Annotated in this window: 13 protein-coding genes; 5 read left to right on the forward strand and 8 right to left on the reverse strand. The window is 59.1% G+C overall.

What is annotated here, in order from left to right; genetic code table 11:
• Positions 1-57 precede the first annotated feature (57 nt).
• Positions 58-1,473 (forward strand): CUAEP/CCAEP-tail radical SAM (seleno)protein, encoded by a 1,416-nt coding sequence (locus ACPQ6D_RS09915; RefSeq protein WP_423224159.1) that lies wholly within the window; start codon positions 58-60, stop codon positions 1,471-1,473.
• Here the strand turns inward: ACPQ6D_RS09915 and ACPQ6D_RS09920 are convergent.
• The 5 genes from ACPQ6D_RS09920 to ACPQ6D_RS09940 all read right to left on the reverse strand — a co-directional run bounded on the left by ACPQ6D_RS09920 (position 1,430) and on the right by ACPQ6D_RS09940 (position 5,343).
• Positions 1,430-2,773: an ATP-grasp domain-containing protein gene (locus ACPQ6D_RS09920; protein WP_423224160.1), complete on the reverse strand. Its 1,344-nt coding sequence runs from the start codon at positions 2,771-2,773 to the stop codon at positions 1,430-1,432. The genes ACPQ6D_RS09915 and ACPQ6D_RS09920 overlap by 44 nt on opposite strands.
• 395 nt (positions 2,774-3,168) lie before the next feature.
• On the reverse strand, positions 3,169-3,516 hold the full coding sequence (locus ACPQ6D_RS09925) for a type II toxin-antitoxin system PemK/MazF family toxin (protein ID WP_423224161.1): 348 nt from the start codon (positions 3,514-3,516) through the stop codon (positions 3,169-3,171).
• A 624-nt stretch (positions 3,517-4,140) separates the two neighbouring features.
• Positions 4,141-4,410: a type II toxin-antitoxin system YafQ family toxin gene (locus tag ACPQ6D_RS09930; protein ID WP_423224162.1), complete on the reverse strand. Its 270-nt coding sequence runs from the start codon at positions 4,408-4,410 to the stop codon at positions 4,141-4,143.
• Positions 4,410-4,670 (reverse strand): type II toxin-antitoxin system RelB/DinJ family antitoxin, encoded by a 261-nt coding sequence (locus ACPQ6D_RS09935; protein ID WP_423224163.1) that lies wholly within the window; start codon positions 4,668-4,670, stop codon positions 4,410-4,412. Before ACPQ6D_RS09935 ends, ACPQ6D_RS09930 begins: the two co-directional genes overlap by 1 nt.
• A 379-nt stretch (positions 4,671-5,049) precedes the next feature.
• Complete coding sequence (locus ACPQ6D_RS09940; RefSeq protein WP_423224164.1) at positions 5,050-5,343, reverse strand: hypothetical protein; 294 nt, start codon at positions 5,341-5,343, stop codon at positions 5,050-5,052.
• Between the two features lie 912 nt (positions 5,344-6,255).
• On the opposite strand from ACPQ6D_RS09940, the gene ACPQ6D_RS09945 reads away from it, so the two are divergent.
• Positions 6,256-6,714, forward strand: a complete 459-nt coding sequence (locus tag ACPQ6D_RS09945) for a transposase family protein (RefSeq protein ID WP_423224165.1) — start codon at positions 6,256-6,258, stop codon at positions 6,712-6,714.
• Entirely contained in the window at positions 6,672-7,469 is a 798-nt protein-coding gene (locus tag ACPQ6D_RS09950; RefSeq protein ID WP_423224166.1) for an ISL3 family transposase, read from the forward strand. The genes ACPQ6D_RS09945 and ACPQ6D_RS09950 overlap by 43 nt, the downstream gene beginning before the upstream one ends.
• On the opposite strand, the gene ACPQ6D_RS09955 is transcribed toward ACPQ6D_RS09950, so the two are convergent.
• The gene (locus ACPQ6D_RS09955) at positions 7,455-7,958 is read right to left on the reverse strand and encodes an META domain-containing protein (RefSeq protein WP_423224167.1); all 504 of its coding nucleotides are present in this window, start codon (positions 7,956-7,958) and stop codon (positions 7,455-7,457) included. The genes ACPQ6D_RS09950 and ACPQ6D_RS09955 overlap by 15 nt on opposite strands.
• 80 nt (positions 7,959-8,038) lie before the next feature.
• Positions 8,039-9,379: a chymotrypsin family serine protease gene (locus ACPQ6D_RS09960; protein WP_423224168.1), complete on the reverse strand. Its 1,341-nt coding sequence runs from the start codon at positions 9,377-9,379 to the stop codon at positions 8,039-8,041.
• Positions 9,380-9,705: 326 nt separating this feature from the next.
• Here ACPQ6D_RS09960 and ACPQ6D_RS09965 point away from each other — a divergent pair, with 326 nt between their 5' ends.
• Both ACPQ6D_RS09965 and ACPQ6D_RS09970 read left to right on the forward strand, forming a co-directional pair.
• Positions 9,706-10,371 (forward strand): O-methyltransferase, encoded by a 666-nt coding sequence (locus ACPQ6D_RS09965; protein WP_423224169.1) that lies wholly within the window; start codon positions 9,706-9,708, stop codon positions 10,369-10,371.
• Between the two features lie 91 nt (positions 10,372-10,462).
• A complete protein-coding gene (locus ACPQ6D_RS09970) occupies positions 10,463-10,972 on the forward strand; it encodes a DUF427 domain-containing protein (RefSeq protein WP_423224170.1) in 510 nt (169 codons plus the stop codon).
• A gap of 52 nt (positions 10,973-11,024) precedes the next feature.
• On the opposite strand, the gene ACPQ6D_RS09975 is transcribed toward ACPQ6D_RS09970, so the two are convergent.
• Positions 11,025-11,402, reverse strand: coding sequence for a cupredoxin domain-containing protein (locus ACPQ6D_RS09975; RefSeq protein WP_423224171.1), 378 nt, complete (start codon positions 11,400-11,402; stop codon positions 11,025-11,027).
• Positions 11,403-11,407 lie beyond the last annotated feature (5 nt).

Raw genomic sequence — 11,407 nt, forward strand, 5'->3', positions numbered from 1 at the left:
AAAGACGCACAAGGCGCGCAACGCGCCGGCGGCACTGCGCAGCGGAAGCGTGACAGCATGAGCCTGGCCAAGCAGCCGTCCCTGGCGTCGCGCATCCTGCTCATCTCCACCTATGAGCTGGGCCATCAGCCGTGGAACCTGGCTTCGCCGCTGGCGATGCTGGCGCGGGCCGGTTTCGACGCGACGGGCATTGACGCCAGCGTGGAGCCGCTGCCGCAAGCCCTGGCCGCGCAGGCCTGGTTCATCGGCCTCTCTCTGCCCATGCACACGGCCACCCGCCTGGCCCTGCCGCTCATCGCGCAGATTCGCCGCCTGAATCCCGCGGCCACGATCTGCGCCTACGGCCTCTACGCGGCCCTGAACGCCGACTATCTGCTCGCCTCTGGCGTTGACTTCGTCATCGGCGGCGAGTTCGAAGCCCCGCTGGTCAGCCTGGTGCAGGCGCTCAGCCGCGGCGAACCAGCGCCGGCCGCGGGCGTCAGCAGTCGGGATCACGCCGCCGCGCCCCATCTCGCCCGCCTGGCGTTTGCGGTCCCTCAGCGCCAGGGCCTCCCACCGCTAAGCCGCTATGCGCACCTGGTCGTAGACGGCCGCCGGATTCCTGCGGGCTACGTCGAAGCCAGCCGCGGCTGCCTCCACACCTGCCTGCACTGCCCGATCACGCCGATCTACCAGGGGCGCTTCTTTGTAGTTCCGCAAGACGTGGTGCTGGCCGACATGCGGTCGCAGGTCGAGGCCGGCGCCGGGCACATTACGTTTGGAGACCCCGATTTTCTCAACGGCCCGCGCCATGGCCTGAGCATGGCGCGGGCCCTGCACCGGGAATTTCCGCACGTCACTTTCGACATCACCACCAAGATCGAGCACATCTTGCAGCATCGGTCGCTCTTTCGGGAGTTGAAGACCCTGGGCTGCGTGTTTGTCGTCTCCGCCGTCGAGTCGTTCAGCGACACGGTGTTGGCACACCTGGCCAAGGGGCACACCCGCGCCGATATCTACGCCGCGCTGGCGATTTTGGCCGACGCTGGGATTCCCATGCGGCCATCGCTCCTGCCTTTTACGCCCTGGACCAGCCTGGCTGACTATGTGGATCTGCTGGCGCAGGTGGAGGCGCTGGGGCTGATCGGTCAGATTGATCCGGTGCATTACACCATTCGCCTGCTGCTGCCGCCCTCCTCGCCGCTGCTGAGTCAGCCCGATGCCGCTGGCTGGCTGGGGTTGCTGCAGGCGTCCGAGTTGACGCATGATTGGCGCGCTGCCGATCCGCGGCTCGACGCCCTGCAGCGCGACGCGGCCGCGTTGGTGGCCGCCGCCGCGGACAACGGCGAAGCGCCGGTCGTCACATTTTATCGCCTCAAGGCGCTGGCTCTCGCCGCCGCAGAAGGAGAAGCCGCGCCCGCGGACATTCCTTCGCCGGCCGGGCTGCCCGTCATGGAACCGACGCCCCATCTAACCGAAGCGTGGTTCTGCTGAGCAGAGCCAACGGAGGGTCAGGCTGACCTGAAACTGGCAGATGTGGAGCCTCGGCGATAGGCAGGCCGTCCTCGATGTCAAAGTGCAGGCATGCGTGCGCCGTGCGCAGCGCGGCTTCGACGAACGCGGGGTCAGGTCCGCGCGCGAAAATGAAGCCGAGGTAACTGGCGCCTTCTGGCAGCGGCACGATCGGGTTGTGCAGCGGTGCACTGATGGTGATCTCGTCAATGCCGGTAACGGCCTGCGCCGCCGCCAGGCCGGAGACATGCCGCAGATAACCGGCTTTGGGGATCGGGATCATCATCACGCCGTTGGCCTGGCTGGCCAGGTTGAGCGGCCCCAGGTCAAGGCCTGCGGCCTGGCGCAAAATCAGCTCCTCCAGGCTGCGATCCAGGTCGAAGCGCAGCGTTTGCGAGCAGTAACCGCCAATCGAGCGCCCGGCCATCTCCACCATCCACGGGCCGTCCGCGTTGATGCGCAGTTCCGCGTGCACCGGCCCCACGCGCAGCCCCAGGGCCGCCGCGGCCTGCGCCGTGACCCCGGCCGTTTGCGCCTGCACCGCAGGCGGCAGTCGCGACGGTGTGACGTAGATCGTTTCCTCGAAGAACGGCCCCTCCAGCGGATCAGGCTTGTCGAACAGCGCCAGCACGGTCAGTTGTCCATCGAAGAGCAAGCCTTCGAGCGCCACCTCTACGCCAGGGACATACGTTTCTACGAGCAGCGCGTGCCCATCCGCGCCGGCCTGCCCCGACGCGTCGCGCACGATGGCCGCGGTGCGTGCAAAGGCTGCCGTAAACTCGGCCGGGTTATTGGCGCGAATGACGCCCCGACTGCCGGAAAGCAGGAGCGGCTTCAGCACCACGGGATAGCGAAGCTGCGCGGCCAATGCGGCCAGGTCGGTGTCCAGATCATAGCGCGTTGACTGAGGTGAGGGCACCCCGGCCGCAGCGAAGAGTTGGCGCATGAGGTGTTTGTTGCGCGCGGCCGCCGCGGCCTGCGGCGAGTTGTGCTGCAGGCCCAGCGCCGCGGCGACCTGCGCGGCCAGGAGGCTGCCGGTGTCATCGGTTGCCAGCACCGCCAACACCGGATGCTGGCGGGCATACTCGACAATGATCGGCAAGGCCAGCTCTGGCTGGCTGAACGGCGCTGCTAACGGTATGCGCCAGAGATCGGCCAGCTCGCGCGGCAGGTCAACCACCTCAAGTACGTCCAGCTCCAAGCGATGGGCCGCCTCGAGGAAGGCGTTGTGGCGGTAGCTGCGCGCGCCGGTGAGGAGAAGAATAGGTTTGCTGGTTGTCATAGATCTCCCCGCTTCCGCCGGTCGCCTGCCTGCGGTGTTGGGCGGCGTGGCTCTGATGCCTGATTAGCCCTACAGTCGGGCAATCCGACTGTAACACCTCCGACGCATGTTTTCAAACAGCGCCATGTCTTGGGGTAGAGGCTGTACGCATGGGGTCGCGCCTGACGTGAACTTCAAAGGCGAGTCGTGCGCTATCATGCCGGTTGACCCACAGTGTTGGATTGGATGCCTAACGGCTAGTTTCAGTTGCGCCGCACGCATCTTCGCTGAAAAGCCGCCAGATCCTTCGGCGTCAATTGCAAACGGTTGTTGGGCACTGCACCACCACAGGCACATCTGCGCACGACACCGTGACTGGCCCGCAGTGGCGTCATCCTGCCTGACGTGTTCACACCCTATGTCGGCATGTTCTTTCGCAAGGATTCAATTGTCGCCATCAAGATCGCTTTGAAAGTTGCATCCTTCACAATAGCCACACGCTTATCTATCACACTTTCGCTCGCTGTGAACAGTTTGATTGGTCGCGCAAAACTAATCGTAGAGGTCAATACACCTTTCTGCAATTCTTTGCTGGTAATTGGAATTGCATCTGGATCACTGTAAGGGTTACTGGTGATTTGGCACAAAAGCCAATCCCCACGTCCCGCATCTGTCAGCACGACTGCGGGTCGAAGTTTAGTGCCAGATAAATCCGAAAACGGAAATGGAATTACAACGATGGAAGCTGGGCTAGGTGTGACCATGCCTCATCCTCCTCAGGCCGTAACCAGTCTCTTGCTAATACCGCTTCGCTTAAAAGCACAAGGTTAAAAGAATCTTCTGGTGGCTCTTCGTTGAGAATTGTAATGATCACGCGTCGCAACTTCGGCAACTTGATCGGCTCAAGAAATCTTAGCCTTCCCTTCTCATCAATCACAGCCTCGATTGTTTGTAGCATTGCACACCTCTCTTATCAAGTCGTTATCGTCGCAAAACCATTTGGCACGCCATAACTGTCAAGGAACTCGTGCATTCTCCGCTGAACGGTGTAGGTCAGTTGGCGGCGTCCTGTTCGTTATCTACGAGTCCAGCTTGCCGCAGCACTCCGCCGCAAATAGGTGTTGGGGCGCTGCGTGACCGTCGCCGATGGGCTGAGCTCACGTCGAAGCCCCGCCCGACGAATCGGCTGGCGGATTCCCGCCCAATGAAAAACGTCACCTGCGCCTGCGGCCAGATGACGTTCGCGACCCACGCTCCCCCCGCCGCAAGCGTCAAGTGCACGTGGTATTAGGCCCCGCCCTGGCCCACCCCACCGCCCAACGAGACCCGCCGCCCATGACGGCGAAACGTGCCCGCCACCTCCCACCGCCAACGCACAGATCACCAGGTTACTCAAACAGGTCAGAATGCCTACCTGTGCGCTCGAAGATGATTTCGTCACCCTGCAGCTTATAGATCAGCAACCAGTCTGGCTCAAGATGGCATTCGCGCCGGTCGCGATAATTGCCTTTCAAGGGGTGGTCATAGTAGCGTTCCGCCAACGGCTCCGCGTTGATGAGTGCCGTCACGACCTGCTTGAGCTTCTCGATGTCTTTCCCACGTCGCTCCGCCAGCCGTAGATCGCGCTCGAACTGGTGGGTATAGTTGGGCGTACGCATCAGATCCCTAGGCGCGCGAACATGTCTTGCGCACTGTCACACGGGACGATGTTCTCGCCGGCATCCGTCTCAGCAAAGGTACGCTGCATGACCGCATTGGGGATGCGCACATCGAAGGGCAAGCCGTGGTTGAGCTTGACCTGTTGGTAGAAAAGGGTAATGGCTTGGGTGGCCGAAAGCCCTAATTGCTCAAAGACGTTCTCGACTTCATCCTTGAGGTTAGGGTCAACCCGCGCCCGAATCATAGCTGACTTGTTCATGGACACCTCCGTTGATGACGGTAGTGTACCACGAATGGGATACAAAGACAAGTTCTGAAAAACGTATTCGAGTAGGAAAGAGCACAGTTCTCTATCCGCTGTCAGGCTCCAGCGGCAAATCGGTTGGCTTTCTGGTGGTTAACCGGCTGTGTTGTTTTTGGCAGCCCAACGGTCAGGGTAAGCTGCGCCGCAGCGTCCGTGACTCTCGCGATGCACACAACCGCCGCCGCTGCGGCGTCAGGTGGAAGCAAATGTTAGGCAAGGCCCAAGCACCAGACCGCCAAGATGAGACCCGCCGCCCACAACGGCGAACCGTGCTGACTACTTGCTGCGCCACTCACGGCGCAACAGGATCAATGGCCTACCGCTGCCACGGACTTCAGAGTGCCCGCGCGGCCAGACTACGTTTGATGCCGACAAAGGCCGCTTCTTCGAGTTCAACGCGTTCTTGGATCACGCGCCGCAACCAATCCTCAACGCTGGGAGTATGGTGCAACTGCGCAAGAAACGCCGCTCGTGCGGCTAACTCGGCAGGGAGCGCGAGCGAGGCGGGTGTGGTTCTGTGGACACGCACGGGCACTTCCCAGGCCGCATCATCGGCGGCCTGCGCAACCACGGTCTGGTCAATCTCTTGCTCGGACAGCTGTGGGGGCATTTTGGTTCGCGGACTCATACGTCCCATCCCGTAATGATGCGCACGGTATAGCCGTCAACTGGAACCAAAGTGTGCGACCCGTTCGTCCGAAACCGTGCAATGGCGCACGGGGGCTGGACGGCAAAGGTCGTTTTGATCTTTGACAACTGTGTGTCCATGTCGGTGCGATGATACCGCAACTGGGGCGGGACATCAACTCCGACCGCCCAGGTGGCTGGGCGACGGCGCTGGCCCACGGCAGGCGACTGGTCATCAAACGTCGTCAGCGGGCCAGAAAGGCGGTAAGCGGCGAACCAGACGCCGCGACCCGTCGAGCGAGTGACTATGGATAACGACGAGTCAAGGTACGGACGAGGCGTCGTCATCGAGACCCTGCCCACGTTGGTTTAGCGGCAGGCCCAAACGGGAACGATTCCAGGTTGCGCTGCACATTGGAGCGCAACAGCCATCCAAACGGAATCCGGCGTAAAGTGCCACCCTAACGTCACGGCAAATGGACACACGGAACGGTGTAACCCGCGTTTGGCTCTCGGTGTACATCCGAGCAGGCTACCAGCCGCACGCCGACCGCGGGTAGGATCGCCCAAGAAGCCAACGCCTCACAGAAAGGTGAGGATACGCTGACGTGGGCGCGGCAGATAGGACGGTAAAGGTTCTCAAGGAGCTTGGATCTTATGACAGATGTGACCCCACAGACTGAAGATTGGCAGACGTTACTCTGCCTCAGAACGCCTGAATCGCGGCACCTTAGCCCCGTCAGCCTTCAGCCGGATGTTGGGCCGTTTTTATTCTTCAACTCTCGTTTTCACATTTAATCTGGAGTTTATTCCGAAACACGGCGAAATAAGGCTCTCCGGCCTATAGCGGGATAGTAGCGCACTGCCAGAAAATCTGGTAAGATCAGCGCATCTTTGATTGCGAGGTCTGCCAATGGCCGACTATCAGATCCCCGATGAACTGCTGGGCTTACCCAATGTGAAAGCGGTGAGCTACCAGATCACCAGTGCCGAGCGCATCGAAGTCTGCATCGAGTCCAGGCTAGACGCGGCGGTATGTCCCAATTGTCAGCGCGTCAGTACGCAGATTCATGACGTGGCTGAGCCACAGACGCTGCGCGACCTGGCAATTTGGGGGCGTCAATGCTGGCTGCGCTATGCGCCCCGGCGCTTTGCCTGCGCCACCTGCCATAGCACGTTTGTCGAACGCGTCGCTTGGCGCGAACCCGGCTTGGCGCACACGCTGCGGTATGCGCAGCAGATCTACGAACGCACGCGGCATGAGGATATCGCACAGGTTGCGCTCGACGAAGGCCTGAGCCAAGACACGGTGCGCGGCATCTTTGAACGTTGGGGAAAAAAACGCTCGACCAGCGTGGCTACCCCCTGGTGAAGGTGCTCGGCCTGGATGAATTCACGATTCACAAAGGCCATGGTCATTATCGCTTGGTCATCTCGGCCCCGGAACTGGGCATCGTACTCGATGTTTTATCTGACCGCAGCAAAGAAGCCCTGGAAGCCTGGTTTGAACAACGCGGCACGGCCTGGTGCGACGATGTCGAGGTGTGCTGCGCCGACATGTGGGACGCCTATCACACGGTTGCGAAAACCAAGCTGTCCAAGGCGCAGCGGGTCGTCGATCGCTTTCACGTCATGAAAAATCTGAACGACGCTGTGGCCACCGCCCGGCGCACGATTCAAAAACAGGCTGATGAAGCCACCCAAACCCTCTTGAAAGGCTGCCGGTGGCTGCTCGTCAAGAACCGCGAAAACCTAATCGACGAAGAACGCACACAACTGGCGAAGATGTTAGAAGCCTCTCCGGAGCTCAAGACGTGCTACGACTTGAAGGAGGACTTCCGCACCTGGTTTGACCAGACGACGGATCGCGAGACCGCCGACAAGACCCTGTCGGAATGGCAGGACAAGGCCACAGCCACCAAACTGCGCTCCTTGCAAGCGTTTGTTAAGACGCTCGACAACTGGCGCGAGGGTATTCTGAACTACTTCAATGGTCGGCATAGTAACGGCTTTGCCGAAGGTGTCAACTTGAAAATCAAGATGCTCAATCGCCGCGGCTTTGGTTATCGCAACTTTGCGCACTTTCGCCTGCACATTTTCGTGGCCTTCCAGCTAACTTCCCGCTAAAGGCCGGAGAGCCCGAAATAATAACTCACCATCACCATAGCGGATACGAAGCTGGTCACCATCAATCATGTACGACTCGAATGTTGGCATGGCATTGGAAAATGCATCTTCTATCTCATTAATCCCTGGCATTGAATCCGAACAGTCCACCTGGGTTGCTTCCACAAATGTAATTGTGATACGGTTATTTTCAATCCGATAATGCCCACCGACAGCGTTGCAACCGCCTTGCATGCTTAACATGCCTCTATCGAATACAACAAACAGCCGGGGTTGTTCGAGTATATCAGGTGTCCTGGCCTCGCTTTCAAAGGCCACCAATTCCCAGCGTGTGCCGTTTAGCGGATCTGGTTCGCTAGTCACCGGCACAATGTAAATGGGAGTCGGGGTCATCTCGGTACCACCACCAGTCGTACAACCCACTGTCAAACAGAGAAAACCTGCGGTTACGGCGAATAACTGAAAGCCAACCAAAATGAAACGTTTCATCTTGACCTCCTTTGTACACAAGACTTTCTTTACCTACCGTCCAATTTTTAGGGTCCACTGCACCCTTCGCTACTTGCTATCTATTTTAGTATCAGGGGGAGATAGGCATCGCCAGTTATCAATGCTAGACTCCAATAGTCGTGTATATTGTGCCATTTTGAAGCAGACGTGTCCCAGCCGTTCATACAAGTCGCCCCACTTGCACGACTGTGCACAACTCCAGTGACGCTTGCCATTGAATTGGTCTCTGGTCTGTACACTGGTGAACCGCTGTCGCCTGCCACCGGGTCCGGGTCGACCGTGAACACGTCAGTGTACCAGCGTCCACCGGACTGATACGTAATACTTGTGCATTTTATTTCGCCGCATTTCGTTCCAGAGTTCTTTCCTGTCCAGCACCGCCAGTATCCTGTGACGTAATTATCAGTTGAGCCAACGATGTCACGGTAGGAACTGTAGTCAATAACATCCTCGTAAGCAGTCCAAAAATCGTTCATGTAAAGAATGGCAGCATCAATGCCCGTACCGCTACTTGACGATGCTCCATCTTTATAAACACCTGAGTAAGTACCAATCTTCGTGGTGTTATGGTATACATCGTCCCCTGCCGACATCCCCAGCGCGCTTATGCAGTGCCCGGCGGTCAGCATGGAATACGTGTTGTTGTATTCGACTTTGAATCCAAGAGTACAATTGCTCCCACCACTGGTATTGCTCCAACTGTCACCCCCTCTCACTGCAACGGGTTCATCTTCAATCTCACCTTCCCTGACGATAACGCATGGATCGACTACCAATGTGGCAAGGTCGTCGGGAAGAGATGCTTTGTCAACGACTCCATCAGATATTTTCCATGCATCGGATGGAGCGATTAGCACCTCAACCCGATTATTTCTTTCATCAATAGACACCGCTCGGAGCTCGGGATGTCGTGAAGCAGCGTTCGAAATTGCCCAAAATTGTTGCTCCAGCCGCTCACCAGAAAAATCAACCCACTCGATGCGCAGTCGTTCGGGATACCGGAGGGATGGTAGCATTGCAAGAATATCATTTACTTCCTCGTGGTCTCGCACAAGCTGCAAGACCAACTTGCCACCGGCAGTATAATCCTCACTACCCGCAGCATGCTCCAGGTAAATGCCCCCAAACGCATCCTGAAACTCCAACTCTTTTTCAAAGAAGTCCAGCAAAGCGTCACCATCTTTTTCCAACGAGGGGCCGGATGGTGGCGTCGGGGAGAGCGGGGTTGGCATTGGGGAAGGGATTGGGGTCGGTGTTTCAATGGGCGACTGAAACGCTTGCGCCGTGAACTCAGTGGCGTTCCCGCCTAGACCGCTGAAGGCGATCACCATCACGATGACCAAAATGCCCAGGGCCACAATGGCCAGTGACTTTCCGTGCAAGTTCTGTATGTATCTCATGGCGTTCCTCCTTTAGGATGTAGTCGCCCGCCACGTAGACAACTCGTCTCGCCTAACCACGTGCTCAACCGCGGCGGTCGCGGTGTGCGCAGTCCATTGGATCGTTGAGCCTGCGACAGCCAGATCTGCTCAGCAAATCGCCGGGGGAGGCTATGTCATCCCGCCAGGCGCGCAACGAATCATGGCTCTGTCACTGACTTCAGTCTATAACTGTTCCCCTGCATTGTCAAGCCTTTTTTGCCGCGCTTGCCTGCAAGGCCAAACCGCCGCCCTTTGTGATACAATCACCCCTGCCATTCGGCGTAAATCCACAGCGAGGTGATTCGATGTCAAGGCTTGAACAAGAGATGCCGCTCAGCGCACTTCAGACGTACCTGCGCACCCATTTTCATCACGATGATCCTGACCTGGTGCAGCTCCAGGTCGAGGCGCAGGTGGCTGGTCTGCCTGCAATCAGCATTGGCCCCGAGCAGGGAAAATTCTTGCAGCTGTTGGTCGCCCTGACCGGCGCGCGCAACGCATTGGAAATCGGCGCCCTGGCTGGCTACAGCGGCGCCTGGATCGCGCGCGCCCTACCGCCCAACGGCCGCCTCATCAGTTTGGAGGTCAATCCCCACCACGCGGTGTTTGCCCAGGGTCAGTGGAATCGTCTGGGTCTGGGCGCCAAAGCAACCGTACTCAGCGGCCCCGCGATGACTACACTGCCCACCCTGACCCCGGCCGCGCCTTTCGATTTGATCTTTATCGACGCGGACAAGGAGAATTATCCCGCCTACCTGGAATGGGCCATCCGCCTGGCGCGGCCCGGAACCGCGATCGTGCTGGATAACGTGGAACTCCATGGCGAACTGGTAGATCAGGCCGCGCAGAACTCCTCCCGCGTGCAGGGCATGCAGCGCACGATGACGAGGTTAGCCACCGATCCACGCCTCGTCAGCACCGTCGTGCCTTACGTGGATGGATTGGCAGTGACGGTTGTGCGGGGGGAGTAGTCAGAAGAGGAGATACAGACTGCAAAGTGCAAAGTGCAGAGTGCAGAGGATGATCGCGTGTAGGGATGAAGAGACGAATGAGAGGTGAGGGGTGAGTAACGAGAAGTCAGCGTTCAGCGTTCCACATTCAGAATTCCTGCCCGAGTCGGTGTGGGATTATCCGCGGCCCCCGCGGGTTGAGGCGACCAATAAACGCGTGCAGGTGTTTTTCAACGGCGTGCTGATTGCCGACACACAGCGCGCGTTGCGCGTCCTGGAGACCAGTCATCCGCCGGTGTACTATATTGCGCCCGCGGACATCCGCATGGCGTATCTGACACAAACGCCGCGCAGCTCGTTTTGTGAGTTCAAAGGGCGGGCAGGCTATTACACGATCGCGGTTGGCGACAAGACGGCCGTCAATGCGGCGTGGTTCTATCCGGACCCAACGGCGGGCTACGAGGCGCTGGCCGGTTACGTCGCCTTTTATCCAGGGCGGATGGACCAGTGCCTGGTGGATGGCGAAACCGTGACGCCGCAGCCGGGTGATTTCTACGGCGGCTGGATCACGTCGGACATTGAGGGGCCGTTCAAAGGCGGCCCTGGCACGGTAGGGTGGTAAGGAATTAGAAAGTTGTTTAGCTCCGCCAAGAAGCGATTAGCGGGATCCCGCGCTACTCGACGATCAGCTTGCCGCGCAACATCCCCATCTGGCACTGGAAACCGTACTCGCCCGGTTTGTCCGGCGTGAACTCGACCGCGACCTCCTCGCCTTCCGGCAGCTTGGCGTTTCGGTTGAAGTCTGGGAAAAGCACCATCTCCGAGCAGCTTGCGCTTTCCTGGCGCGTGAAGCGCAGGCGCACCGGATGCCCGGCCTTGACGACGATGACGTCGGGCGTGTAGCCACCCTTAACGATCACGGCGACTTCTTGGACGCCACCCGCGCCGGCCGCGGCGCGAGTCTGGCCTTTCGGCGCGAACCAGAAGAACCAGGCAATAAAGCCGCTCAAGGCGAGTCCTGTCAACGTAACGACGATTTGACTTGCAGTCATCGGTC

The organism is Candidatus Amarolinea aalborgensis (assembly GCF_900491745.1).
Taxonomy (GTDB): domain Bacteria; phylum Chloroflexota; class Anaerolineae; order SSC4; family Amarolineaceae; genus Amarolinea; species Amarolinea aalborgensis.

What these genes read in the sequence shown, in the direction of transcription:
- ACPQ6D_RS09945 (WP_423224165.1), top strand. Translation starts at nt 6,256, where the DNA reads ATGGCCGACTATCAGATCCCCGATGAACTGCTGGGCTTACCCAATGTG.
- ACPQ6D_RS09975 (WP_423224171.1), bottom strand. Translation starts at nt 11,402, where the DNA reads ATGACTGCAAGTCAAATCGTCGTTACGTTGACAGGACTCGCCTTGAGC.
- ACPQ6D_RS09925 (WP_423224161.1), bottom strand. Translation starts at nt 3,516, where the DNA reads ATGGTCACACCTAGCCCAGCTTCCATCGTTGTAATTCCATTTCCGTTT.
- ACPQ6D_RS09935 (WP_423224163.1), bottom strand. Translation starts at nt 4,670, where the DNA reads ATGAACAAGTCAGCTATGATTCGGGCGCGGGTTGACCCTAACCTCAAG.
- ACPQ6D_RS09940 (WP_423224164.1), bottom strand. Translation starts at nt 5,343, where the DNA reads ATGAGTCCGCGAACCAAAATGCCCCCACAGCTGTCCGAGCAAGAGATT.
- ACPQ6D_RS09930 (WP_423224162.1), bottom strand. Translation starts at nt 4,410, where the DNA reads ATGCGTACGCCCAACTATACCCACCAGTTCGAGCGCGATCTACGGCTG.
- ACPQ6D_RS09920 (WP_423224160.1), bottom strand. Translation starts at nt 2,773, where the DNA reads ATGACAACCAGCAAACCTATTCTTCTCCTCACCGGCGCGCGCAGCTAC.
- ACPQ6D_RS09915 (WP_423224159.1), top strand. Translation starts at nt 58, where the DNA reads ATGAGCCTGGCCAAGCAGCCGTCCCTGGCGTCGCGCATCCTGCTCATC.
- ACPQ6D_RS09960 (WP_423224168.1), bottom strand. Translation starts at nt 9,379, where the DNA reads ATGAGATACATACAGAACTTGCACGGAAAGTCACTGGCCATTGTGGCC.
- ACPQ6D_RS09965 (WP_423224169.1), top strand. Translation starts at nt 9,706, where the DNA reads ATGTCAAGGCTTGAACAAGAGATGCCGCTCAGCGCACTTCAGACGTAC.
- ACPQ6D_RS09955 (WP_423224167.1), bottom strand. Translation starts at nt 7,958, where the DNA reads ATGAAACGTTTCATTTTGGTTGGCTTTCAGTTATTCGCCGTAACCGCA.